Source organism: Rudaea sp. (assembly GCF_057139185.1).
Genome location: NZ_DBNHDN010000017.1, coordinates 1 through 24,779 on the forward strand (window position 1 = coordinate 1; position 24,779 = coordinate 24,779).

Annotated in this window: 23 protein-coding genes; 13 read left to right on the top strand and 10 right to left on the bottom strand. The window is 67.3% G+C overall.

Annotation, left to right across the window (positions count from 1 at the left end):
• The first annotated feature begins 218 nt into the window (after positions 1–218).
• The 3 genes from AC16HO_RS06515 (at position 219) to AC16HO_RS06525 (ending at position 2,753) form a co-directional block, all read left to right on the top strand.
• Positions 219–605, top strand: coding sequence for a VOC family protein (locus tag AC16HO_RS06515; RefSeq protein WP_395643712.1), 387 nt, complete (start codon positions 219–221; stop codon positions 603–605).
• A gap of 73 nt (positions 606–678) precedes the next feature.
• Entirely contained in the window at positions 679–1,071 is a 393-nt protein-coding gene (locus tag AC16HO_RS06520; RefSeq protein ID WP_395643713.1) for a YciI family protein, read from the top strand.
• 101 nt (positions 1,072–1,172) lie between these two features.
• Positions 1,173–2,753 (top strand): GMC family oxidoreductase, encoded by a 1,581-nt coding sequence (locus tag AC16HO_RS06525; protein ID WP_395643714.1) that lies wholly within the window; start codon positions 1,173–1,175, stop codon positions 2,751–2,753.
• 180 nt (positions 2,754–2,933) lie between these two features.
• Here the strand turns inward: AC16HO_RS06525 and AC16HO_RS06530 are convergent, their stop codons facing one another.
• Positions 2,934–3,626: a response regulator gene (locus AC16HO_RS06530; RefSeq protein ID WP_395643715.1), complete on the bottom strand. Its 693-nt coding sequence runs from the start codon at positions 3,624–3,626 to the stop codon at positions 2,934–2,936.
• 25 nt (positions 3,627–3,651) lie between these two features.
• Here AC16HO_RS06530 and AC16HO_RS06535 point away from each other — a divergent pair, with 25 nt between their 5' ends.
• The gene (locus AC16HO_RS06535; RefSeq protein ID WP_395643716.1) at positions 3,652–5,418 is read left to right on the top strand and encodes a 3-hydroxybutyrate oligomer hydrolase family protein; all 1,767 of its coding nucleotides are present in this window, start codon (positions 3,652–3,654) and stop codon (positions 5,416–5,418) included.
• Positions 5,419–5,507: 89 nt separating this feature from the next.
• Here AC16HO_RS06535 and AC16HO_RS06540 read toward each other — a convergent pair whose 3' ends face one another.
• The 4 genes from AC16HO_RS06540 to AC16HO_RS06555 form a co-directional block, all read right to left on the bottom strand.
• On the bottom strand, positions 5,508–6,827 hold the full coding sequence (locus AC16HO_RS06540) for an ABC transporter permease (RefSeq protein WP_395643717.1): 1,320 nt from the start codon (positions 6,825–6,827) through the stop codon (positions 5,508–5,510).
• A 12-nt stretch (positions 6,828–6,839) separates the two neighbouring features.
• Entirely contained in the window at positions 6,840–8,000 is a 1,161-nt protein-coding gene (locus AC16HO_RS06545; protein WP_395643718.1) for an ABC transporter permease, read from the bottom strand.
• 12 nt (positions 8,001–8,012) lie between these two features.
• Positions 8,013–8,702 (bottom strand): ABC transporter ATP-binding protein, encoded by a 690-nt coding sequence (locus AC16HO_RS06550; RefSeq protein WP_395643719.1) that lies wholly within the window; start codon positions 8,700–8,702, stop codon positions 8,013–8,015.
• A 168-nt stretch (positions 8,703–8,870) separates the two neighbouring features.
• Positions 8,871–10,118: an efflux RND transporter periplasmic adaptor subunit gene (locus tag AC16HO_RS06555; protein ID WP_395643720.1), complete on the bottom strand. Its 1,248-nt coding sequence runs from the start codon at positions 10,116–10,118 to the stop codon at positions 8,871–8,873.
• 489 nt (positions 10,119–10,607) lie between these two features.
• Between AC16HO_RS06555 and AC16HO_RS06560 the strand changes: the two genes are divergently transcribed.
• The 7 genes from AC16HO_RS06560 to AC16HO_RS06590 all read left to right on the top strand — a co-directional run bounded on the left by AC16HO_RS06560 (position 10,608) and on the right by AC16HO_RS06590 (position 15,570).
• A complete protein-coding gene (locus AC16HO_RS06560) occupies positions 10,608–10,766 on the top strand; it encodes a hypothetical protein (RefSeq protein ID WP_395643721.1) in 159 nt (52 codons plus the stop codon).
• A gap of 113 nt (positions 10,767–10,879) precedes the next feature.
• The gene (mscL, locus tag AC16HO_RS06565) at positions 10,880–11,281 is read left to right on the top strand and encodes a large-conductance mechanosensitive channel protein MscL (protein WP_395643722.1); all 402 of its coding nucleotides are present in this window, start codon (positions 10,880–10,882) and stop codon (positions 11,279–11,281) included.
• Positions 11,282–11,484: 203 nt separating this feature from the next.
• A complete protein-coding gene (locus tag AC16HO_RS06570) occupies positions 11,485–12,924 on the top strand; it encodes a M20/M25/M40 family metallo-hydrolase (RefSeq protein ID WP_395643723.1) in 1,440 nt (479 codons plus the stop codon).
• 254 nt (positions 12,925–13,178) lie between these two features.
• On the top strand, positions 13,179–13,358 hold the full coding sequence (locus AC16HO_RS06575; protein ID WP_395643724.1) for a hypothetical protein: 180 nt from the start codon (positions 13,179–13,181) through the stop codon (positions 13,356–13,358).
• Positions 13,359–13,433: 75 nt separating this feature from the next.
• On the top strand, positions 13,434–13,865 hold the full coding sequence (locus AC16HO_RS06580) for an EamA family transporter (protein WP_395643725.1): 432 nt from the start codon (positions 13,434–13,436) through the stop codon (positions 13,863–13,865).
• 115 nt (positions 13,866–13,980) lie between these two features.
• Positions 13,981–14,331, top strand: a complete 351-nt coding sequence (locus AC16HO_RS06585; protein WP_395643726.1) for a YciI family protein — start codon at positions 13,981–13,983, stop codon at positions 14,329–14,331.
• 3 nt (positions 14,332–14,334) lie between these two features.
• Complete coding sequence (locus AC16HO_RS06590; protein WP_395643727.1) at positions 14,335–15,570, top strand: RNA polymerase sigma factor; 1,236 nt, start codon at positions 14,335–14,337, stop codon at positions 15,568–15,570.
• 12 nt (positions 15,571–15,582) lie between these two features.
• Here the strand turns inward: AC16HO_RS06590 and AC16HO_RS06595 are convergent, their stop codons facing one another.
• Together AC16HO_RS06595 and AC16HO_RS06600 are read right to left on the bottom strand one after the other, a co-directional pair.
• Positions 15,583–17,766, bottom strand: coding sequence for an alpha-N-acetylglucosaminidase (locus tag AC16HO_RS06595; RefSeq protein ID WP_395643728.1), 2,184 nt, complete (start codon positions 17,764–17,766; stop codon positions 15,583–15,585).
• A 4-nt stretch (positions 17,767–17,770) separates the two neighbouring features.
• Positions 17,771–18,637 carry a TrmH family RNA methyltransferase gene (locus AC16HO_RS06600; RefSeq protein WP_395643729.1) on the bottom strand — a complete coding sequence of 289 codons (867 nt, stop codon included), beginning with the start codon at positions 18,635–18,637 and terminating at the stop codon, positions 17,771–17,773.
• A 149-nt stretch (positions 18,638–18,786) separates the two neighbouring features.
• Between AC16HO_RS06600 and AC16HO_RS06605 the strand changes: the two genes are divergently transcribed.
• Positions 18,787–19,299: an O-acetyl-ADP-ribose deacetylase gene (locus tag AC16HO_RS06605; protein ID WP_395643730.1), complete on the top strand. Its 513-nt coding sequence runs from the start codon at positions 18,787–18,789 to the stop codon at positions 19,297–19,299.
• 84 nt (positions 19,300–19,383) lie between these two features.
• Here the strand turns inward: AC16HO_RS06605 and AC16HO_RS06610 are convergent, their stop codons facing one another.
• Both AC16HO_RS06610 and AC16HO_RS06615 read right to left on the bottom strand, forming a co-directional pair.
• Entirely contained in the window at positions 19,384–20,400 is a 1,017-nt protein-coding gene (locus AC16HO_RS06610) for a class I fructose-bisphosphate aldolase (RefSeq protein WP_395643731.1), read from the bottom strand.
• Positions 20,401–20,516: 116 nt separating this feature from the next.
• Positions 20,517–20,972 (bottom strand): energy transducer TonB, encoded by a 456-nt coding sequence (locus AC16HO_RS06615; protein WP_395643732.1) that lies wholly within the window; start codon positions 20,970–20,972, stop codon positions 20,517–20,519.
• A 175-nt stretch (positions 20,973–21,147) separates the two neighbouring features.
• Between AC16HO_RS06615 and AC16HO_RS06620 the strand changes: the two genes are divergently transcribed.
• On the top strand, positions 21,148–23,193 hold the full coding sequence (locus tag AC16HO_RS06620) for a S9 family peptidase (RefSeq protein ID WP_395643733.1): 2,046 nt from the start codon (positions 21,148–21,150) through the stop codon (positions 23,191–23,193).
• A 35-nt stretch (positions 23,194–23,228) separates the two neighbouring features.
• On the opposite strand, the gene pyk is transcribed toward AC16HO_RS06620, so the two are convergent.
• On the bottom strand, positions 23,229–24,701 hold the full coding sequence (gene pyk, locus AC16HO_RS06625) for a pyruvate kinase (protein WP_395643734.1): 1,473 nt from the start codon (positions 24,699–24,701) through the stop codon (positions 23,229–23,231).
• Between the last annotated feature and the right edge of the window lie 78 nt (positions 24,702–24,779).

Here is a 24,779-nt window from a genome sequence, read left to right on the forward strand (position 1 = left end):
GCATGCATGCTGGACTCCTCTCGTGTCAGGTCAACTGAATGCAGCACACTCAGTTTGGCACTTCGATGCCGATATACCGGCGGGAGGAGTCCATTCGATCATTCAAGCCGACACCGCTTCGCGGCGCCGCTTAACTCAGGCGTTGATATGGCCGCACACCAAGAGTCGCATCACACCCACAATGCTTACGAGGTAACACATTGACCCGGAGACCTTGCATGAAACGAGTTACCGGCATTGGCGGCATCTTTTTCAAGTCGAACGATTCGAAGGCACTGGCCGAGTGGTACCGGGTCCACCTCGGCATCGAGGTCGAAGCATGGGGTGGCGCCGCGTTTCGCTGGGCATCCGCAGACAATCCGACCGGCGTTGGAACAACCGTATGGAGTCCGTTCAAGGCCGACACGAGTTACTTCGAGCCGAGCCCGGCGCCTTTCATGATCAATTACCGTGTTGCCGATCTGCACGCCTTGCTCGCCGCGCTGCGCAGCGAAGGCTGCAACGTTGTCGACAAGGTCGATGAGTCGGAGTACGGCAAGTTCGGCTGGGTCATCGACCCGGACGGCAACAAGCTGGAATTGTGGCAGCCGCCGGCTGGGCAGTGAGCGCACGCGCCGACTTGTTGCGACGCAGCCCGAGCATGCGCCCGATGCCTGAAACGCCGAACGAACGCACCGAATGAACACGAACACTCCTTGTTTCGAATACCTCGTCATCTCGCGCGGCCATTGGGACGCGTCCGCCTCGAAGGAAGACATCCAGCGCGCGATCGACGCGTTCTACGTCTGGCACGAGCGCATGGTCGCCGAGGGCCGGATGAAACACGGATCACGGCTGATGAAGGACGGCAAGTCCGTCTCGCGCCACGGCGTGACTGACGGACCCTACACCGAAGCGAAGGAAGTGATCGGTGGCTACTGGTTCGTGTACGCGCGCAGCCTCGAGGAGGCGGCGCAACTGCTCGCGCAGAATCCTTGCCTCGGCTATGGCCTCGTCAACGAGGTGCGCGAACTCGATCCGGTGCCGGGCAGTGCGTTCGCCGTGACTGCGGAAACGCCGCCACGCGGCTGACCCGCATTGCCTCGCGTGTTGCGCTGCGATGGAGCATCTGCTCTAGCGCCGGCCTTTAGCCTCGCTCATGTCTGCCGCGCGCGCGGCGCATGGATTTCCGCATGAAGTACGACTGCATCATCGTCGGTGCCGGATCGGCCGGTTGCGTGCTGGCCAACCGCTTGAGCGAAGACCCGAACCGGCGCGTGCTGCTGCTCGAAGCCGGCCCGTCCGACTGGCACCCGTTCATCCACATGCCCGCCGGCCTCGCCAAACTGGCCGGCAACAAGAGCGTCAACTGGGACTATTCCACCGAACCCGAGGCGCAGCTCGACAATCGTCGACTGTGGTGGCCGCGCGGCAAGGTGCTCGGCGGCTCGAGTTCGATCAACGCGATGTGCTATATCCGCGGCGATGCGCGCGACTACGACGAATGGGCGCGTCTGGTCGGCGACGGGCGCTGGGCCTGGCAGAACGTGCTGACCTACTTCAAGCGCGCCGAAGGCAACACACGCGGCGCAAGCGACCTGCACGGCGCGGATGGGCCGCTGGCCGTGCAGGATCTGCGTTGCCGCAACGTGTTGACCGACGTGTTCGTCACCGGCGCAGGGGAATGCGGTCACGCGCTCAACCCCGATTTCAATGGCGCACATCAGGAAGGTTTCGGTGCGTACCAGGTCACGCAGAAGAACAGCGCGCGTTGTTCCACCGCGGTCGGCTATCTGCGCCCCGCGCAAAAGCGCCCGAACCTCAGCATACGCACGCACGCGCGCACCGAGCGCGTGCTGTTCGACGGGCACCGCGCGATCGGCGTCGATTACCGTCACGGCGGCCGCCTCACGCGCGCGGAGGGTGGCGAAGTGATCCTCTGCGGCGGCGCGATCAACTCGCCGCAACTGCTGATGCTCTCGGGCATCGGCCCGGCCGATCATCTGCGCGCGCACGGCATTCGCGTCGTGCAGGATCTCGGCGGCGTTGGCGCGAACCTGCAGGATCACCTCGACATCTGCACGCTGCAGCAGTGCACGCAGCCGGTCAGCTACGACCGGCTCAACGACGTCGCCGTGCTGCTCAAGTATCTGGCAAAGCGCGATGGCCCGGGCACGTCGAACATCGCCGAGGCCGGCGGCTTCGTGCGCACGAAGTGGGCGACGGACGAGCGCTGCGACCTGCAATTCCATTTCATCCCCGCACTGCTCGACGACCATGGCCGCCATCGCCTGCCCGGCTACGGCTTCACCATGCACGCGTGCATGCTGCGGCCGAGGAGCCGCGGCACGATCCGCCTCGCGTCCGCCGATCCGGGCACCAAACCGGAGATACGCGCCAACTATCTCAGCGACGCCGAAGGCTACGATTTGAAGATGCTGATCGAAGGCGTCAAGCGGTCGCGCGACATCTTCGCCGCACCGGCGTTCGATGCCTATCGCGGTGCCGAGGTCTATCCCGGCGCGGACGTGCGCGACGACGCCGCGATCACGGCGTTCATCCGGCGCAAGGCGGAGACCGTCTACCACCCGGTCGGCACCTGCCGCATGGGCAACGACGACGATGCCGTGGTCGATGCGGCGTTGCGCGTGCGTGGCGTACCGGGCCTGCGCGTCGTCGACGCCTCGGTGATGCCGACGCTGCCGGGCGGCAACACCAACGCACCGACGATCATGATCGCCGAGCACGCGGCGGAGCTGATCCGTTCCGCGTAGGGGCACGGCTGCCGTGCGGAACGCGGCGATGGCAGATGTCCGGATTGGACAACGGCGTCCCGCTCGACGCGGGCAACCCGAGGCCTTCGCCTTGGCAGCGGAAGCAGCGAAGGCGCTGGATTCCGGCTTCCACGGGAATGACGAACGCGGAATGCCAGCGCGCGCCGCAACGGCCGCGGACTATTTCTGCCGCAGTACCAGCTGTTGCAACAGGACGCTCGCCTGCGTGCGATTGCGCACGCCGAGCTTCTCGAAGATGGCGCTGACGTGTGCCTTGACGGTGCGCTCCTGGATGCCGAGCGAGTCGGCGATCTGCTTGTTGAGGCGACCTTCGCCGATCTGCGCGAGCACGCGGAACTGCTGGCCGGTCAGGCGCGACAGGCGTGCGGCAAGCACGGCATCGGCCGGGTCGCTCTGCGCCGAGTCGAGCGCGTGCGCGAGCGCCGGCGGCAGCCAGCGTTCTCCGGCGAGCACGGCGCGGATTGCGATGCCGATGTCCGCCGGCGGCGTGCTCTTCGGCACGAAGCCGACCGCGCCGTGGTCGAGCGCGCGACGCACGACGCCGGCCTCCTCGGAGGCGGAGACGACAAGCACGGCGACTGCGGGAAACTGCGCGCGCAGCGCGGCCAGGCCGGTCAGGCCGTGACTGTCGCGCATGTGCAGGTCGAGCAGGACGAGGTCGGTATCGGCTTCGGCTTCGAGCCGTGCGATCACGCCGGCAAGGTCGTCAGCCTCGGCGACCACCGCATCGGGCTCGGCCTGCATCACCGCGCTGCGCAGCGCGGCGCGGAACAGCGGATGATCGTCGGCAATCAGGATGCGCGTGCCCATCGGCGCGCACTGTAGCAGTTCGCTGGTGCCCGATGTACGCATGGTATCGTTGCCAGCGGAGGCAGCGATGTCGATAACCTTTCCGCTCGGCACCATCCGCGAAACCACGCATCACGGCGGCGACGATCTTGTCAGCGCCGGGCTCGGCCTGGCCGGGCTGCGCGCGGCGCCCGCGCCGTTCGCCGATACGGCCGCACCCATACCGGCGGAACTGCGCCGGCGCGCGATCCAGACGGCGTGGACCGGCATCGCCGACCTCGGCCCGCTCGGCGGCTACGGTGCGGTCTACGGCGCCGTGCCGAAGGTCGATGGCCGCGAGTACCAGGCGTTCGCACGCGTCGCAGGCTCGACCCAACCGCATCGCGTGCTCGCGCAGATACCGGACAGCTTCGACGCCGATGCGCGCTGCCTGATCGTGACCGCATCGTCGGGTTCGCGCGGCATCTACGGCGCGATCGCGGTCGCCGGCGTGTGGGGACTCGCGCATCGCTGCGCGGTCGCCTACACCGACAAGGGCGCCGGCTCGGGTTACTTCGACACGGCGACGGACAGCGGCGTTGCGCTCGACGGCACGCGCGCCGAATGCGGCGCGGCCGAACTCGAGTTCGTGCCGACCGACTGGTCCGGCGATGCCGGCATTGCGATCAAGCATGCGCACTCGACCGACAATCCCGAGGCGCATTGGGGCGAGCATCTGCTGCAGGCCGCGCAGTTCGGCCTCGCCATGCTCGACCGCGCGTTTCCGCAGGCCGCACCGTTCACCCCGCAGAACACGCGGATCATCGCGGCCGGCCTGTCCAACGGTGGCGCGGCGGCACTGCAAGCGGCGGGGCTCGACGCCGCGGGTTGGCTGGCTGGCGTCGTCGCGGTGGAGCCGAACGTCCATGTCGCGAACGTCGACGGCAGCCACGCGAGACCGCTCTACGACTATGCGAGCGAGGCGGCGCTGCTCACGCCCTGCGCGCTGCTCGATGCGCGTTTCGACACGGTCCGCGGCGTGCTGGCGAGGCTGCCGGGCAACGCCATCGCGGGCTGGGCCGCGCGCTGCGCCAGTCTGGTCGATGCCGGCATCGTGCCGGCCGGCAGCACACCGGCGCAGGCCGCGGAAGCGCTCGCGCGCCTGCGCGCGGGCGGCTGGGAAGACGGCGCGCTCGCGACCGCGGCGAGCACGGCGGCCTACGATATCTGGCGCGCGTTCGGCGCGACCTACGCGAGCGCGTACACGCGAAGCCGCGTCGGCGCGATGCCGGGCGGTTTCCGCTTCACGGCACTCGACGCCGACTTCCGACCGCGCCAGGCGACCACGACCGAACGCGCCGCCTGGTGGAGCGACGCGAGCGGCATTCCACCGGGCGCCGGCGTATTCCTCGGCGAGGCCGCGCCAGGGCACGGTGCCGATCCGAACTGGCCCGGCCTCATGGCTTTGCGCGGACTGTGGACCGGCGACGGCGACCCGGCGATACGCCTGCGCGAATCGGTGCAGGCAACGCAGGCACGGCTGCCGCGCAAGGAGTTGCCGATCTTCCTCGTCCACGGCGCCGAGGATGGGCTGATTCCGCCGACGTTTTCATCGGATGCCTATCTCGCCTGGCTGCGCGCGCACGGACGCGACGCGGCGTACTGGCGCGTGCCGCATGCGCAGCACTTCGATTCGTTTCTCGCCTGGCCCGGCTTCGGCGAACGCTACGTGCCGATGCTGGCGTATGCCTACGTCGCGCTCGATCGCATGTTCGCGCACGTCGTGCGCGGCACGCCGCTCGATGCGGGCGCGACACCGCAGGCGCGGCCGCGCGGCGCAGGCGCGCTCGAAGCGAGGCATCTTGCGTTGACGTAGCGGCGCTTGCGTTGCCTGCTCTTGCGGCAACCACGCTCGATGCGGGGCGGCCCCGCGGAGCGCGACGAATCGCGCCCCGCGTTTACCTGTCAGGACTCGCGCAGCGCCGTCGTCACCGGCAACCGCGCCGCGCGCAGCGCCGGATACAAACCGCCGATGAAGCCGATCGCGAGCGCCCACTTGAGGCCGGTCCACAGCACCGACGGGGCGACGTGGAACTGGAACGTCAGCGCGCCCGTGCTCCCGCCCGCGAGCGTGGACGCGGTGTAGCCGTTGAAGATCAGCCACGCAATCAGGCCGCCGAGCGCGCCGCCGATCAGCGCCAGCAGCATCGTCTCGAGCATGATCGCGACGACGACGGGCAGGCCGCGGAAACCGATCGCGCGCAAGGTCGCGATCTCGCGCGCGCGCGTCGCGACTGCGGCGAACATGGTGTTGAGCGCACCGAACACCGCGCCGATCGCCATGATCGCGCCGACCACGCTGCCGATGATCGTGATGATCTTGGACATGCCCTCGGACTGCTTGCTGAAATAGCCGAGCGTGGTGTCGACATCGACCTGCAGACGCGGGTCGGACGTCAGCGCGGCCTTGAACGGCTCGAACGCGTCCGCTCCGGTCAGGCGCGCGAACACCGTGGTCACGCTCGACCCGCGCCGGTAGGCGGCGCCGACGATCTGCGCATCGGCCCAGATTTCGGATTCGAACGAATCGCCGGTCGCGAAGACGCCGCTGACGGTCCAGAGCTGGCTGCCGAGCTTGATCTCCTTGCCCGGCTCGAGGCCGGAAAAATTCGCCTGCGCACCCTTGCCGGCGACGAGCTCGTACTTGCCCGGTTCGGGTTTGCGTCCGGCGAGGATCTTCGCGTTCTTGCGCAGCTTCCACGCTTCCTCGCCGATGCCGCGCAATTGCACACTGCCGAAATCGTCGCTGCTCTTGGCGTTCTTGAGCGGCAGGTTCGCGGCCACGACCAGTTCGGCCGAAACGATCGGCTTGCCTTCGGCGTCCTTGGCGACGCCCGGCGCCTGCCCGATCACGAGCACGCTGTCGTGGCTGAGCACCGAGGAAACCTCCGAAGCCGACGCGCCGCGCAACACGATCGCCGTGTCGGCGCTGCCGGTGCTGCGCAGCGTGTCCGCATAGCCTTGCGCCATCGCGAACAGCGCGACGAGCACGCCGACGACGCCGGCGATGCCGATCACGATGACCGCGGACGAACCCAGGCGCTGGCCCAGCGTGCTGACGCCTACGCCGGTGACGGAAGCCGCCTGCTGCCCGCGGCGCGTCAGGCCCATCCACGCGGCGAGCGCCAGCGCGATGACGACGAGCCCCTGCCACGGCAGGACGACGAAAAAGACGATGCTCAGAAGGACGACGAGAAACGTCGCAAGGCCGGTCAGGAATTTCATCGTTGGTCTCCGTTAACGGCCCGCGAGGGCATCGACGATATTGAGCCGCATCGCGCGCAGCGCCGGCAGGCCGCCGATCACGAGGCCGATCGCGAGCGCCAGCGCGACGCCGAGCACCCAGGTCGTGCCGCCCACGCGCGGAAGGTTCAGCACGCCGCCGCTGCCCTGGCTGATCGCCGGTGACAACACGCTGACGAGGGCCAGGCCGATGATGCCGCCGAGCAGGAGCAGCAGCACCGATTCGGCCAGCACCATGCCGAGCACGCTCGTGTTCGAAAAGCCGATCGTCTTGAGCACGGCAAGCTCGGAGGTGCGCTCGCGCACGGCCTGCATCATCGTGTTGCCGGTGAGCAGCAGCAGGGTGAAGAACACCGCGCCCATGATCGAGGTTACGATGAGACTGATGTTGACCGACTGCTTGATCCAGTTCGCCATCACCGCCTGCTCGGTCATCGTCTTGGTTTCGTGGTCCGAGTTGGCCGACAGCGCGTCGATCGCCTTGGCCACGCGATCGGCGTCGTTGACGTCCTTCACGCGGCTGATGTACCAGCCGACCTGGCCGCGATTGTACGGCGTGGTCTCGTCGAAGTTCTTCCAGTGCAGGATGATCATCTGGCTCTGGAACGCCTTGCCGTCCTTCGACTTCATCACGCCGAGCAGGTCGAAGTTCCAGTTCTTCGAGCCCTCCTTGTTCGGGAAGATCTGCGACTGCAGCGGAATCTTGTCGCCGATCTTCCAGCCGTATTTCTTGATCAGCGCCTCACCCGCGAGAATGCCGTTCTGCGTGGCGTCCCAGGCTTTGCGCTGCGCCGGATCGACTTCGACTTCGGGGTAGACATCGAGATAGTTCGGGCTCACCGCAAACGTGAAAATCTGGTTGTGCGGGTCCTGATAGGCGCCGCCGAACCAGTTCGCATAGGCCACGTCCTTGACACCGTCGACCGCAGCGATCCGCGATTCCAGCGCGGAGGGCAGCGTCTGGATGAAAGACAGGCGCGATTGGGTCTGCAGCCGCTCGGCGCCGTTCACGCTCTGCCCGGCCTGTTCGAACGACACGCGCACGGCATCGAGCAGGCCGAACAGCAGGAAAGCCGCGGTGATCGACACGAGGGTAAGGATCGTGCGCGTCTTGCGGCGGAACAGCGCCGCCCAGATGAGATGCAGATATTTCATGACGGCGCTCCCTCAGACGTGCGCGGCTTGTTCGACCAGCGCGCCTTTGTCCAGATGCAGGGTGTGGCTCGCGTACTCGGCGGCTTTCGGGTCATGCGTGACCATGACGATGGTCTTGCCGTGCTGGCGATTGAGCGTCTGCAACAGGCCGAGCACGTCTTCGGCGGATTGGCGGTCGAGGTCGCCGGTCGGCTCGTCGCAGACCAGCAAGGTCGGGTCGGACACGATCGCGCGCGCGATCGCGACGCGCTGCTGCTGGCCGCCCGACAGTTCGGTCGGCTTGTGCCCGGCGCGGTCGGCAAGGCCGACGAGCTGCAGCGCGATCGCCGCGTTCTTCCTGCGCTGCGCTGCGCCGAGTTTGGTCAGCAGCAGCGGCAGTTCGACGTTCTTCTGCGCCGACAGCATCGGCAGCAGGTTGTAGAACTGGAAGATGAAGCCGACGTTGGATGCGCGCCACTTCGCCAACGCGCCCTGGTTGAGGTTGTCGATGCGCGCGCCACCGACGCTGATCTGGCCCTGGGTCGGCGAGTCGAGGCCGCCGATCAGGTTGAGCAGCGTCGTCTTGCCCGAACCGGACGGCCCCATCAGCGCGAGGAAATCGCCCTGCGCGATGTTCAGATCGACGTGATGCAACACCTCGACCTTCTGCTTGCCGCGCTCGTACACCTTGCTGACATTGCGGATTTCGACCAGCGTACTCATGCCTGAACTCCTCTCTGCTTTTTTCTTCCCTGCTCCCGCCGGGAGTAAGGTGGCGCGAAGCGCCGGATGAGGGAAAACCTCTCGACTTCCAACTCTCACTTCAATCTGCAACGCCCTTCCCTCATCCGCCCTTCGGGCACTTTCTCGCGCGGAGGGAAGGGAAGATCGCTATTTCGACTTGATTTCCACTTTGGCGCCGTCGCTCAATTCCGCCGGTGGCTGCTTGATCACGCGCGTGCCCGCGCCGATGCCTTCGACCAGGCGCAAGTCGTTGTAGGTTTGCCCCGGAGCAACGGTCCTGGCGCGCGCATGGTCCGCATCGATCGCGAACACGATGTCCTTGCCCTCGCGCCTGACGATCGCGGACACGGGAACGAGGACGCCTTTCGGCGGCGTCGCTGCCGCTGTTTTCGATGCGTCCGACGCGTCCTCGAAGAACGACACGCGCGCGCCCATGTCGGGCAGGATGCGCGGGTCCTTCGCATCGATGCCGATACGCACCTTGACCGTCGCCTTGCCGCGGTCGGCGGTGGGAATGATCGCGATGACGTGCGCGGGAATCTTCCAGTCCGGATAGGCGTCGAGCGTCGCCTGTGCGGACTGCTTCGGCACGACGCGCGAGATGTAGGACTCGTTGACGTCGACCTCGATTTCGAGCGAGTCCATGTCGACGATCGTGCCGACGCCGGTGCGGGTGAAGCCGCCACCCGCCGACAAAGGTGAGACGATCTCGCCGACCTGCGCGGCCTTGGCCGTGACCATGCCGCTGAACGGCGCGCGCACGGTGCAGTAGTCGAGCTGTACCTGCGCCGCTTGCACGTTCGCCAGAGCCACGTCGACCTGCCTGCGCTGCGCGGCAACCGTGGCGGCCTGCGTTGCGACCTGCGTCTGCGCAAGCTCGAGCGACTGCTGCGAGGCGAGCTTGCGCGCGACGATGTCCTGCTGGCGCGCAAGGTCGCGCTGGTTCTGCGCGAGCAGCGCCTGAACCTGGGCAAGCTGCGCCTGCGCCGCATGCGCGCCGGCCTGCGCCTGCGCCAGATACGCCTGCTGCTGGGTCGATTCCAGGCGCGCCAGCACCTGGCCCTTTTCCACCCGCTCGCCTTCTTCGATCAGCACCTCGGTCAGCGTACCGGTGATCTGCGCGGACACCGTCGCCGCGCGACGCGCGGTCACGTAGCCGGTCGCCTGCAGCACCGAGGTGTCGGCGCCGCCGGCGTTCGGCGCGGATGCGGTCGCCGCCTCGACGGTGAACCCGTGGATGTTGCCGGCGACGTAGTACCAGCCTGCGGCGCCGACGGCGGCGAGTGCGACGAGGGACGCGACGGCGATCCAGGGCCAATGCGGTCCACCGTTTGCGTGATCGTCGCGATGCTCCTTGCCGATACGCAGCTCGTTCAGCAGATCCGATTTGTCCATGATGCCCATGCGAATGCTTCGATTCCCGAAGTTTGCCACAGACTACCGTCGCCATGATTCGCGCGGCAGGGGCAGTCCTCACGAATGCGCAATGACAATTGTCAGGTCACCGCATCGCAGACGATGCAGCGGCACGTCTGATTCTCGCCCTGCCTTTCTCGATCCCGACGAACGAGACACACCCATTTCGACACGCAGCAATTCCGCCATGTCGACCGCCGCAAAAAAATGCCCGCACTCGCAGCCGGCTATTCCGGCAAGCCGCTGCGGCCGAAATTGAGGCTAGCCGGGGCTGCGCGTGCGCCTGGTCGGCGCGCCGGACGGCTCTTTCAGTCTATGCGGCTTCGACGCCACACAGGTTGCCTTGATTGCGCACAGCGCCGGCCGCTGCGACTTCGCTCATGTTTTCACCACCCGGCGAGCGACACTGTGGCGTGGCCTGCCCGACCTGATCGCGGGCCTCGCCGACCGCGGCGTGTTGTGGGTCGCGTGGCCGAAGCATCGGCCACGATCGCAACCGACACCACCGGCGATACGCTGCACGAAGCGGTACCACCGTTCTGCCTGGTCGAAATCAAGGCCTGCGCGGTGGATGCGGTGCGGCGCGCGCTCAAATTCGGGCGCCGAAGGACGGGCGAGACGGGCTGAACCGGGCGCGCTTCCGCCGGGCAAAAAAATGGGTTTCCTTCGATGCCCATTGGTGTAAATTAGCGACCGCGTCATGGATCGTTGTTCCCCCACAACTGACACTGAGGTCTCCCATGAGTCTGGCTACCGAATTCAAGGCTTTCGTTCTGCGCGGCAATGTCGTCGACCTCGCCGTCGGCGTCGTCATCGGCGCCGCATTCGGCAAGATCGTCTCCTCGCTCGTCGACAATGTCATCATGCCGCCGATCGGCCTGCTGATCGGCGGCATCGATTTCTCGGCGTGGAAATGGATACTCAAGGCCGCCGGCGCCGACGGCAAGGGCGAGGTCGCGATCCAGATCGGCGTGTTCCTCAACACCATCATCCAGTTCGTCATCATCGCCGCGGCGATCTTCCTCGTGGTCAAGATCATCAACTCGATGACGAAGAAAGCCGAGGAAGCGCCGGCCGCGCCGCCTGAGCCGACCGCGACCGAAAAACTGCTGACCGAGATCCGCGACGCGCTGAAGAAATAGCCGTCCGCCTCACGATGAAACGGGGCGCGGCGATTCTGCCGCGCCCTTTCTTTTTGCGCGCCCGCGCAACCCATGCAAAACATGGCCGCCCCGTGCGCGCGCAAAGCGGCCCTACAGCGCGGCGGCAGATTTTGCGATTCTTGGGGCCGCCGCAAGCATGCGCCGCGTACCGTTTTCTTCCCGTCAGTCCCCCGGAGTCCGCCGTGAAAGTCCTTTCCGCCTTGAGTCTCACCGTCGTTTCGGCACTCGCCGCAAGCGCCGCACACGCTGCCGACACGCGCATCCCCGACGCGGCCGTGCGCGCCGCCGAACAGTTGCGCGACCGCGCCATGAACGACGGCACCGCGTACAAGTTCGTCACGGACCTGACCACGGAAATCGGCCCGCGCCTCGCCGCGAGCGACAACGACGCGAAAGCGCGCGAATGGGTGATCGCCCGCTTCAAGGCGCTCGGCTTCGACAAGGTCTATGCCGAGCCGGTGACCTATCCGAAATGGGTGCGCCGCCACGAATCCGGCGCGATCGTCGCGCCGTTCCCGCAGAACCTCGTCGTGACCGCGCTCGGCCACAGCTTCCCGACGCCCGCCGGCGGCCTCACCGCCGAAGTCGTGCGTTTCGAGAATCTCGACGCGCTCAAGGCCGCCGATCCGGCCACGGTGAAAGGCAAGATCGTCTACGTCGGCTTCCGCATGCAGCGGCACAAGGACGGCCACGACTACGGCACGGGCTCGTCGATCCGCGTCGACGGGCCGCCGCTGGCGGCGGGCAAGGGCGCCGGGGCATTTCTGCTGCGCTCGGCCGGTACCGACGCGAGCGACCGCATGGCGCATACCGGCGTGACCGGCTTCGCCGACGCCTCGGCCAACGGCATCCCCGCCGCCGCGCTGTCGAACCCCGACGCCGACCAACTCGAGCGCGTGCTCGCCTACGGCAAGCCGGTGACGGTCAAGCTCGACCTCGACGTCGGCTTCGACGGCGAATACACCGGTGCCAACGTGATCGGCGAAGTCACTGGCAGCAAGCACCCCGACCAGATCATCGACATCGGCGGTCATCTCGACTCCTGGGATCCGGGCACGGGCGCGATCGACGATGCCGCCGGCGTGGCAATCACCGCCGCCGCCGCGCATCTGATCAAGCAGATGCCGCAGCGGCCCGAGCGCACGATCCGCGTCATCGCGTTCGCCAACGAGGAAGCCGGCCTCTACGGCGGCAAGGCTTACGCGCAGCAACATGCCGGCGAAGTCGCAAGGCACGTGCTCGGCACCGAATCCGATTTCGGTTCCGGCCCGATCTGGCGCATGAGCGCGAGCGTGAAACCGCAGGCGCGTGCGGCGATCGCGCAAATCGCCGCCGTGCTCAAACCGCTCGGTGTCGACTACGACGAAACGAAATCCGGCGGCGGCGGCTCCGATCTTTCGCAGATGCATGCCAAGGGCATGGCAGCGCTGACCCTGCTGCAGGACGGCGCGCACTACTTCGACGTCCATCACACGGCGAACGACACGCTCGACAAGATCGACCCGAAGGAGCTGGCGCAGAACGTCGCCGTCTACGCCGCCTGGGCCTATATGGCCGCACAGGCCGACGGCGACTTCGGTTCGGCGCCGGGCGCATTCGCGAAGGACAAGGACGCGGAGTGAAGGCAACGCGGCGATGCTGCGCGGAGGCTGTCACTGCGGCGGCCTGAGCGTCGAGTTTTCGACGACGCTCGCGGCCGCGACCATCAGGCCGCGCGCATGCGATTGCCCGTTCTGCCGCAAGCACGGTGCGTCCTGGGTTTCCGATCCGGGTGGGCGGCTCGAGCTTGCCACGCGCAACGGCGGCCCGCTGGAGTATCGCCAGGGGTCGGGCACGGCCACGTTCCTGCTGTGCCGCCTGCGGCGTACTCGTCGCGGTGACCTACGCGCAGGCGGCGCGCGTCTACGCCGCGGTCAATGCGGCCTGCCTCGACGGCGAACCCGGCTTCGGCGCCGTGCTGCCGGTCTCGCCGCAAAAACTCGGTGCGGAGGAAAAGACCGCACGCTGGCGCGAGCTGTGGGTGCCCGATGTCCGCATCGTTTCAGCCGGCAACTGAACCGCGACGCGGAATCACGCCTGCCGCCGCTGCGCTACACTGATTGCGATTCCACCGGCGCGAGGCGCGGACCGCATGACCGCATCGACTTGGCTTTTCTGGGCACTCGCCTCGGCGGTGTTCGCCGCGCTGACTGCGGTTTTCGCCAAGATCGGCATCGAGGGCGTGGATTCCGACCTGGCCACGCTGATCCGCACCGCCGTGATCATCGTCGTGCTCGCCGCGTTCGTCTACGCAACCGGAAAATGGAGCAATCCGCTCGAATTGTCGACGCGCACGTGGTTCTTTCTCGTTCTGTCCGGCCTGGCCACGGGCGCGTCGTGGGTCTGCTATTTCCGCGCGCTGAAACTCGGCAATGCCTCGCAGGTCGCGCCGGTCGACAAGCTCAGCCTCGTTCTCGTCGCGATATTCGCCTTCGCCTTCCTCGGCGAGCGGCCATCACTGCGCGAATGGCTCGGTATCGCGATGGTCGGCGCGGGCGTCGTGGTGCTGGCGCTGAAAAAGTAGGATTCGATTCAGCGTACCCGGTTTCGGCAAGGAAAATTTTTCCGGCGCTGTCGATTCGCGCCGCTGCCGTTCGACCAGATCACGGCGATTCCGCCGAATCTTCGAGGAAACGATGATGCAATACCTGCTGCTGATCTACGAAAACGAAGCCCGCTACGCGACGATGAGCGAAGCGGATCTGGGCAAGTTGCTGGGCGACTACCGTGCCTGCACCCAATCGATGATCGAGGGCGGCCAGTTCAAGGCCGGCAATGCGCTGCAGCCGACCTCGACGGCGACGACCGTGCGCGTGCGCAACGGCAAGGCCGCGGCTACCGACGGCCCGTTCGCGGAGACGCGCGAGCAGCTCGGCGGCTTCTATCTGGTCGAGGCGAAGGATCTCGACGAGGCGGTCGCGCTCGCTGCGCGCATTCCGAGCGCGCTGGTCGGCAGCATCGAGGTGCGGCCGATCCAGGTCTTCGGCTAGCTCATGGCGGCACCGATCGCGACGGTGCTGCAACGGGAAGCGGGTCGCGTGCTCGCGACGCTGATCCGCCTTCTCGGCGACTTCGATCTGGCCGAGGACGCGCGCCAGGATGCGTTCGCCGCCGCGATCGAGCGATGGCCGGCCACAGGCGTGCCGGCCAATCCGGCGGCATGGCTGGTGCAGGTCGGACGCAACAAGACGATCGACGCGCAGCGCCGGCGCACGTTCTTCGACATGCGCATCGCCCCGGAATTTTCCGCCGATGCGTTCATCCAGGCCGATGACGCGCGCCTCGACGACGCGCATTTCGACGACGACCGCCTGCGCCTGATCTTCACCTGCTGCCACCCCGCGCTGAACATCGAGGCGCAGGTGGCGCTGACCCTGCACACGCTGTGCGATCTCGACACGCAGGCGATCGCGCGCGCCTTCCTCGCCGGAGAGGAGACGATGGCGCAGCGCCTCGTGCGCGCGAAGAAGAAAATCCGCGACGCCGGCATTCCGTTCGAAACGCCCGCGCCGGCGCAACTGGAAGAGCGCCTCGCCGGCGTGCTCGCGACGATCTACCTGATCTTCACCGAGGGCTACGCGGCGACGAAGGGCGATGCGCTGATCCGCCGCGACCTGTGCCGCGAGGCGATCCGTCTCGGCCGCCTGCTCGACGAGTTGCTGCCGCAGCACTCCGAAGTGCAGGGCCTCAACGCACTGATGCTGCTGCACGATGCGCGCGGTGCGGCGCGCACGACCGCGGACGGCGACCTCGTACTGCTCGAAGACCAGGACCGCACGCTCTGGAACGGCGTGCAGATCGACGCGGGCACCGCTCTGCTCGATCGCGCCTTGCGCACGAAGGGGCGCATCGGCCCGTATGCCGTGCAGGCCGCGATCGCCGCGCTGCACGCGCGCGCGCCGCACCATGCCGACACCGACTGGCGGCAGATCGCCGGGCTTTTCGAGGTGCTCGCGCGGCTGCAGCCGACGCCGATCGTCGAACTCAACCGCATCGCCGCGATCTCGATGGTCGACGGCCCGGCCCATGCACTCGACCTGCTCATCGCGCTGATCGCGCGCAGCAATACCGAACACAGTCACCTGTTCGCCGCGGCGCGCGCGAACCTGCTGCAGCGCCTCGATCGCCGTGCGGAAGCGCTGGGCCAGTACCGTCTCGCTCTCGCCACGGCGAGGCTGGAGCCGGAACGGCGCTGGTTGGCGCGACGGATCGCCGCGCTCGGCGGCTGAGTCCGTGTTCGCTCAATCGGCGAGGCCGAGGGCGCGGGCGGTTTCCGCGGCGAGCGCGTAGCTGTCGCCGTGCGGCCGCGTCGGGTAGCGCTGCGTGCCGCGGTTCCACTCCTCGCCGAGGGCGAACCAGTCGATCGGCTGCGCCGTGACGCCCGTACGCAACTCGCCATCGAGTGCGGCAAAGTATACTTCCCAGCGGCGCATGTGGTAGTCGCGCGTCAGGCCGGCCCAGTCCTTGTTGCCGTAGTCGTGCAGTTCGGCGCCCTCGCTCGCCTTGCGCTCGCCCCAGGTGGTCAGGATCGAACGTGCGTCGTAGTCCAGGCGGCGCAGTTCCGCGGGCGTCGAGGCCCAGCCGCGCACGCGGTCGAGCCAGACGCCGACGAGAAAGTCGCGCTGCGTCGAAAGCAGGCGGTCCTGCAAATCCATCAATGCCAGCCAGCGCTGCGTCAGCGTGACGAAATGCGCGCGATCCTTCGCCTCGAACGCTGCCTTGATCCGCGGCAGCAGGCTGCGACTCTCGTTCGCCAGCGTCTGCCGCGCCACATCGACGAGGTCGTAACGATAGGTCGCACTCGCGCGCAGGGCCGGCGCGACAGCGAGCAACTGCGGCAACGCAGCGGCAAACTTCTTCGCATCGTAGCGCATCGCCTCGGGCGACCAGCGTGAAGCCTGGACCGCGGTCAGGCCCGGCTGCGCGGCGAACAGCGATTCCTGCCCGGCCTCGCGCTCGCTGTGGAACTCGACCGTATCGGGCGGAATGCTGTACGCCGTCTCGCGCAGGATCTTCCACGCCGCGAGCGCATGCGTGTCGGCCGCGCCGTAGCGGCGCTGCACGTAGTTCTCCGTCCACCGCGCGGCGTCGACTTCGCCGTCGCGCCAGGCCATCTCGGTGAACAGATCGAATGCAAACGGGTTGGTGTCCATGCCTTCGGCAAACACCGCCGTGCCGATCATGTTGGGGTTTGCATCGGCCATGCGCGGGAGCCGCTCGGTGTAGTTGCGGATGTCGGCGCCGAACGTCGTGCGGCCGCCGAACGCCCAGATGCCGCCGAACAGGAACGGCGCACCGTGGAAGTCGGTCATGCGGTCGTCGCGCGGCACCTTGTCGTGATCGATGTCGATGATGAACAGCTTGCTGCGATCGACGCCGGCGAGCAGTTTCGGCTGCGGATTGCCCTGCCAGGCGAGCATCATCCACTTCGCGCCGGGATGCGCCGCGTCGAGCGCCGCCTGGATGAGGCGTGCGCCGTCGCCTACGGGAACGTCGCCGGAGGTTCCGCCTTCCTGGAAAATCTCGAGGTCGTAGATCGTCGAATCGCCATACAGCTCGCGCTGGTGGCGGTAGAAGCTCGCGGCGATTTTCGCGAACAGCGGATCGCGCGGATCGAGCCAGCCGGGTCGGGTGAAACCCGCCCATTCGCCTTGTTCGATCACGTGGGCATGCGGGAATTTCTTCGCGAAATCCGCTGGCACCATGCCGTAGAACCCCGGCAGCACGGGCGTGATGCCAAGCTCGCGCAGGCGCGCGAGAATCTGCCGCGCCGACTTCGCACGCCGCGCCATCAGTTCACGGCTGATCGGCCCGTCGAAGCAGCACATGTTGCCCATCAACTGCCAGTTCTGGTGCGCGGGCTGGGTGATCCATTCGCGCAACTCGCGGTCGGAGTAGCCGAAGTCGCGAAAGGTGTCGTAGAGCACGGAATCCATGCCGCGCTCGACGATCATCGCATTGATTCCGCTGAGCGCGTAGAGATCGATCTCGCGCTCCCAGCGCGCCCAGTCCCAGTACGGCATCGTGTAGCCGTCGGTATTCTGGTTGAGCGCGTAGCGCCAGGGAAAACGCGCGCGCTGCTCGATCGGAGCGTCGGGCGGCGGCAGCGGCGAGTCGCCGAGGCGCTCGCCGTTGGTCGAAACCTGAAGCTGCGCGACGTACTTCAGATACCAGTTGACGCCAAACAGCAGCGCACTCGTCGTGCTGCCCTCGACGCGCGCGCGCGTGCCGGCGCGCGCGATGCGGAAACGCTCACCATCATCCTGCGCGGGCAGCGGCGCCAACTCGATCTGCCCCGCGCGGCGACCGAGCACGCGCTGGACGACCGCCTGCGCCGGACGCAGATCGAATCCCGGCGCTTCACCCGGCGTCGCGGCCAGCGGGACGCAGAATGCGAGCAACCCAAGGGCGAGGAGAGTACGCATGGAACTACCGATGCTGGCGCCAGTATTCGGCAAACAGCACAGCCGCGCTCGCCGACACGTTGAGACTTTCGACCGCACCGGTGCCGGGAATCGTCAGGCGCAGGTCCGCAGCCGCGATCAACCGCGCCGACATGCCTTCGCCTTCCGCGCCGAGGATCAGCGCAAGCCGGGACGGCAGCGGGTTGGCGTACAAGTCCCGGCCATCGCGCGGCACGGTCGCGGCCACCGCGAAGCCCGCATCGCGCAGCGATGCGAAAACGTCCTCGCCCGCAGCCGCCTGCGCGAGCGGCACCGCCTCGGCGCCACCCTCGGCCACGCGCAGCGCGGCACCCGGCAACGCGGGCGTGCCCGCCGGCAGGATCGCGCCGCGCGCACCGAAATTGGCCGCGCTGCGCAGCAGCGCGCCGACGTTGTGCGGATTGCCGACGCCATCGAGCCAGATCAGCAGCGCGGGCTGCGCGCGCGGGATTCCCTGCAGCAGCTCGTGCAGCGACCATGGCGCTATCCTGCGCACCTCGAAGCAGACGCCTTCGTGGTGTTGCGATTCGGTCAGCCGGTCGAGGTCCGCGTTTTCGACCACGCGATAGCCGATGCGCTGCTTCACGCACCAGGCCATGACCGGCTTGAACTCGGCGATGCGCGCCTCGACGAGATACACCTTGCGCACGTCGTCGGCACGCCGCGCGAATATGGCGCGACAGGCATTGCGGCCATAGACGCGCACTTCCTCGCCGCGACGCTGCGCCGATGGCGGCCGCGCCGGCGCGTGCTGCGCCATGTGCTCCGCCTCGACCGACGAAGCGCGCTGCGCGGGCGGCTTGATCCGCGCGTTCTGCCAAGGATTGCCGGTACCGGGATTTTTTCTTTGCATGCGCCTATGCTAACCGCATTGCCCGGCAACCGTGGCCATATGTCGACGCCCGGACACATCGCCTGCGTGGATACGCGCCGGACGCAGGTTTGCTCGCCAGGCAAGCGGACGCGAAGCCAGCCACGAGTCATCGACTGCGGAGCCGGGCGATGCCCAGAATCGAAGTAATCGAAGCCGACATCACCACCCTGGCGGTGGATGCGATCGTCAATGCGGCAAACCAGACATTGCTCGGCGGAGGCGGCGTCGACGGCGCCATCCACCGCGCCGCCGGACCGAGGCTGACGGCGGCCTGCCGCGCGATCCCGTTCGTGCGCCCCGCGGTGCGCTGCCCGACCGGGGACGCACGCATCACGCCCGGCTTCGACCTGCCCGCGCGCCACGTTATCCACACGGTCGGGCCGGTCTGGCGTGGCGGCAAGGACTGCGAAGCGGAGCAGCTCGCGAGCTGCTACCGCGAATCGCTGCGGCTGGCGTTCGAGCACGGCGCGCGCAGCATCGCGTTCCCGGCCATCAGTTGCGGCGTGTTCGGCTACCCCCTCGACCAGGCGGCGCGCATCGCGATACGCGAGGTGCGCGCCTGGCACGGGATCTCGCCGCAACTCGTCTTGTTCTGCTGCTTCGGCAGCGAGACGGTGGACACCTACAACACCCTGCTCTGAAGGCGGAAATGCAAACGGGCGCCGTAGCGCCCGTTTGCTCTCGCCGCCGCGCCGGGTGGCCGCGCGCGGATGGTACGGTCCGGATCAGGCGGCTTTGGCCTTCGTCCACTGGCCGAGCGCGGCCAGGCCGTTTTCCTTCGCGCGCGAGACGACGATCTTCTGCGCCTCGGCGAAGTTCTTGACCAGATCCTTCGACCAGACCTTGAGCGCAGCCGACTGCATCGCACGGCCATAGCTGAACGACAGCGGCCACGGATGCGGGCCGATCTGGTTCATCGCGTTGAGATGCGCGGTCGACTGCTCGTCGGTCTGCCCGCCGGAGAGGAAGACGATGCCCGGCAGCGAGGCCGGCACGGTCGCCTTGAGGCAGCGCACGGTCGCTTCGGCGACTTCGTCGACGGACGCCTGTTCCAGGCAATCCTTGCCCGAGATAACCATGCTCGCCTTGAGGATCGTGCCTTCGAGCATGACGTTTTGCTCGTACAGCGCGCCGAACAGCGAGCGCAGTGTCGCCTCGGTGACTTCGTAGCAGATGTCGATGTCGTGGTTGCCATCCATCAGCACTTCGGGCTCGACCATCGGCACGATGCCCGCTTCCTGGCACAGCGCGGCATAGCGCGCGAGCGCGTGGCAGTTGGCCTCGATGCAGGTGCCCGACGGGGCATCGTCGGCGATGTTGATCACCGCGCGCCACTTGGCGAACTTGGCGCCGAGCTTGGCGTATTCGGCGAGGCGCTCGCGCAGGCCGTCAAGGCCTTCGGTGACGACTTCGCCCGGGAATCCGGCGAGCGGGTGGGGGCCCTTGTCGACCTTGATGCCCGGCAGGATGCCGTTGTCCATCATGACCTTGGTGAACGGCACGCCGGCCTTGGTCGCCTGGCGGAGGGTTTCGTCGTACAGGATCGCTCCGGAGATGTGCTCGCCGAGCTTCGGCGCGGTCAACAGCATTTCGCGATAGGCGCGACGATTCTCTTCGCTGTTCTCGATCTTGACCGAATCGAAGCGTTTCTTGATCGTGCTCGTCGATTCGTCGATGGCGATGATTCCCTTGCCCGGCGCGACCATCGCCTGGGCGATGCTTTCCAGTTCTTCGATGCTCATGGATGACTCCGTAAAGTGAAATCTTGCGCGTGCGCGCCGCCGCGATTCGCAAATCGCGGGGCGGGAATTATAGGCCGATTCGGATTTCGCTGCTCGTCAGCGCAACGGCAACATCGCTACGCCGCCGGCTGCTTGAAATCATCGAGCTTGCATTGATCGAGGATGCGCTGACGCTCGCTCGCCGCACTCGGCCCCTTGTTCACGTCGGGCGCGTTGAACGGCATGACCACGTAGGTGTAGACCGGATCCTTGCCGACGTTCTTCTGCGCGGCGGTGTATTGCAGGCCCTTGACGATCCCGACCGCGACCGCGCCGAGGTCGCCCTCGGGCGCAACCTTTTCAAGCTTGACCTGGCTCGTCGTGCCGCCGCGGTCGATGCGATAGGACACCGCCACGCAGGTCGGCGCGGTCAGCCCCTTGCCGTACGAGGGCACCTTCGGATCGCCCGTACCGGAGACGAGCCACCAATTGGACAGGTCGGCGGGTTGCACCAGATGTGCACGCTCGAGCGCGGACGCGCTGCCAGCGGCAGCGAGCAGAACCAAAGCGAGAAGACAGTTCGTCGTTTTCATCTCGATCTCCTGTGACGCGCGCGAATCGGCGCCTGCGTTGCTTGGATCATACGCAAGGCGCAGCGTTCGAGGGAACACGGCCAGGCGTTTTTGCGACGTTCATGCATGCCGGAAGGCATATTGCCGCCGCACGCGCGCATGGCAGAATGCGTTGTCTTTTCCCGGGGAATCATTCATGCGTGCATTCGCGCTCGGTGCCATCCTGCTCGCCAACCTTGCCGCGGCCGCGGACGACCCCGCCCACGACCCGCGGATCTTCGTCCCGCTCGACGTGTTCAAGCTCGAGTGGGCCGACCATCCGCAGCTCTCGCCCGACGGCAAGCGCGTCGTCTACGAGCGCATGCGCTTCGACGTGATGAAGGACCGCAAGCGCTCCAGCCTCTGGCTCGCCGACACCGCCGGCCGCGGCCAACGCGCCCTGACCTCGGACAGCGCCGACCAGCGCGGCGCGAAATGGTCGCCCGACGGCAAGCGCATCGCCTGGATCGGCGCGAGCGAGGGCAAGGCGCAGATCCACGTGCTCTGGCTCGATTCGGGCGCAAGCTCCGCGATCACGCACCTGACCGAAGGCCCGGGCAACCTCGCCTGGTCGCCTGACGGTCGCTGGATCGCCTTCACCCAGCACGTGCCCGCGCAGGATCCGCCACTGGCGAAAGTGCCGCCCGCACCGAAGGGCGCCGAGTGGGCGGAGCCGGCGAAGCTGATAGATCGCCTGACCTACCGCATCGATGGCGGCGGCTACATCGATCCGGGCTATGCGCACGTCTTCATCGTCGCCGCCGACGGCGGCGCCGCACGTCAGGTGACCACGGGCAAGCACGATTTTTCCGGCCCGATCGCGTGGGCGCGCGACGGCAGGAGCGTGTACGTCTCCGCCAACCTCAACGACGACTGGGAATACCAGCCGTTGGAAAGCGAGCTGTATCGTGTCGACGTCGACAGCGGCGCCTTGACCCGCCTGACCGAACGCAAAGGCCCCGACCGCAATCCGGTGGTCTCGCCCGATGGCCGCTCGCTTGCCTACGTCGGCTTCGACGACAAAGGCCATCCCTACCAGGCCGCGCATCTGTACGTGCTCGATCTCGCCAGCGGCAAATCGAGTGCGTTGACCGCCGACACCGACATCAACGTCGCCGAGCCGGTCTGGGACGGCGACGGCGCGCTCTACTTCACCTACGACGAACGCGGCACAACCCGGATCGGCCGCGTCGGCGCGAAGGGCGGCAAGGTCGAGACCGTGGCCGATGATGTCGGCGGCACCGAAATCGGCCGACCGTACACGAGCGGCTCGATCTCGGGCGCGGCCGGGCGCGTGGCGTACACGCGCGACGCGCTGGGCCACCCTGCCGATGTCGGCATCGTCGCGCGCGGCGGCAAGCCGATCTCGCTGACCGACCTCTCCTCCAACCTGCTCGACCACAAGATGCTCGGCCAGGTCGAGGAGATAGACGCGAAGTCGTCGGCCGATGGGCGCGGCATCCAAGCCTGGATCGTGCGCCCGCCGCACTTCGATCCGAAGAAGTCGTATCCATTGCTGCTCGAAATCCACGGCGGCCCGTTCGCCGCCTACGGCCCGCACTTCGCGCCGGAGACACAGCTCTACGCCGCGCAAGGCTACGTCGTCGTCTACGCCAACCCGCGCGGCAGCACGAGCTACGGCACGGAGTTCGCCAACCTGATCGAGAACGCCTATCCAGGCCAGGACTACGACGACCTGATCAGCGTCGTCGACGCGGTGATCGCGCGCGGCAGCATCGACACGGGCAACCTGTTCGTCACCGGCGGCAGTGGCGGCGGCGTGCTGACCGCGTGGATCGTCGGCCACACCGACCGCTTCCGCGCCGCGGTTGTCGCCAAGCCGGTAATCAACTGGTACAGCTTCGTGCTGACCAGCGACTTCTACGCGCTGTTCACCAAATACTGGTTTCCCGGAGTGCCGTGGGAGAACGCCGAGCACTATCTCAAGCGCTCGCCGATCGCCTACGTCGGCAACGTGAAGACGCCGACGATGCTGATCACCGGCGATGCCGACCACCGCACACCATCAAGCGAGGCCGAACAGTTCTACCAGGCGCTCAAGCTGCGCCACATCGACACCGCGATGCTGCGCATCCCCGGCGCCTCGCACGAGATCAACACGCGGCCGTCGAACATGCTCGACCAGGTGCTGTACACGATCGGCTGGTTCGAGAAGCACCGCGCGAATGCACAGCAGAAGTGACCGCGCGAATCTCACCCACGTCCGTCTTCCCGGCGCTATAAATCGCCCAATCCTTCGGCCACCCCGCCCGGCCCCACGCGCAGCAGCTTCATCGTGTTGGTGCCGCCGTGCTGGCCGGTGTGGTCGCCCGTGGTCAGGATCACGCGGTCGCCTTCGCTGAGGTGATTGAGGTTGAACAGCGTCTGTATCGCGGCCTTGGCCGCGTGCGCGGGATCGACGCCGTGCGCGTCGAACGCGATCGGGGTAACGTCGCGATAGATCATCATGCGCCGGCGTGCGCCGACGCGGCGCGACAGCGCGTAGATCGGCACGCGCGAGCGGTAGCGGCTCAACCATTGCGCGGTGCCGCCCGATTCGGTCAGGGCGATGATCGCGCGCACGCCGATATGCCGTGCCGTGTACATCGTCGCCAGCGCGATCGCCTGGTCGACGCGATCCAGGCGCACGGCGGGCGCGCGAAACTCGTCGGTGCCTTCGTCGAAGCCGCGCTCGGCGCCGACGCAGACGCGCGCCATCGCCGCGACGGCCTTGTCCGGATGCTTGCCGGCGGCGGTCTCCTGCGACAGCATCACCGCGTCGGTTCCGTCGAGCACGGCGTTGGCGACGTCGAGCACCTCGGCGCGCGTCGGGATCGGCGATTCGACCATCGACTGCATCATCTGCGTCGCCGTGATCACGACCTTGCTGCGCGCGAGCGTCTCGCGGATGATCTTTTTCTGGATGCCCGGCAGCTCGGCGTCGCCGATCTCGACGCCGAGATCGCCGCGCGCGACCATGACCACGTCGGAGGCGTCGATGATGCCGGCCAGCGCCGGGCCGATCGCCTCGCTGCGTTCGATCTTCGCCACCATCGCCGCGCTGCCGCCGGCCGCGCGCATCAACTTGCGCGACTCCTCGATGTCGGCCGCCGATTTCACGAACGAAATCGCGAGGAAATCCGCATTGATCTGCGCCGCGGTCTTGATGTCGTTCTTGTCCTTCTCCGCGAGCGCGCTGAGCGAGAGGCCGCCACCCTGACGGTTGATGCCCTTGCGGTCGGACAGCGCGCCGCCGGCAACGACGGTCGTGTGGATGCTCGTGCCGACGATCTTCTCGACCTTGAGCGAGATCAGGCCGTCGTCGAGCAGGAGCATGTCGCCGGCCTTCACGTCGTTGCGCAGGCCCAGATAGCTCACGCCGATTCGCGTCGCGTCGCCCGGCGGCGCCTCGGTGCGGCAGTCGAGCTCGAACGGATCGCCGGATTTCAGGATCACCGGCCCGGCGAGGAATTTCTCGACGCGGATCTTCGGCCCCTGCAGGTCGGCGAGCACGGCAACCTCGCGGCCGAGTTCGGCGGCGACCTCGCGCACTTCCCTGGCGCGGCGCGCGTGATCCTCGGGCTTGCCGTGCGACATGTTCAGGCGCACGACGTCGACGCCCTCGGCGAGAATCTTCTTCAGCATCCCCGGCGCGTCGGTGGCCGGCCCCAGCGTGGCGATGATCTTGGTGCGACGAACTTGCGTTTCCATGGCTCCCTCGTACTCGATGCGGTTTTTGGTATCGGTGTCGCTCTACGCTAGCACACTGTTCGGGGGCTGCGTGGTCCC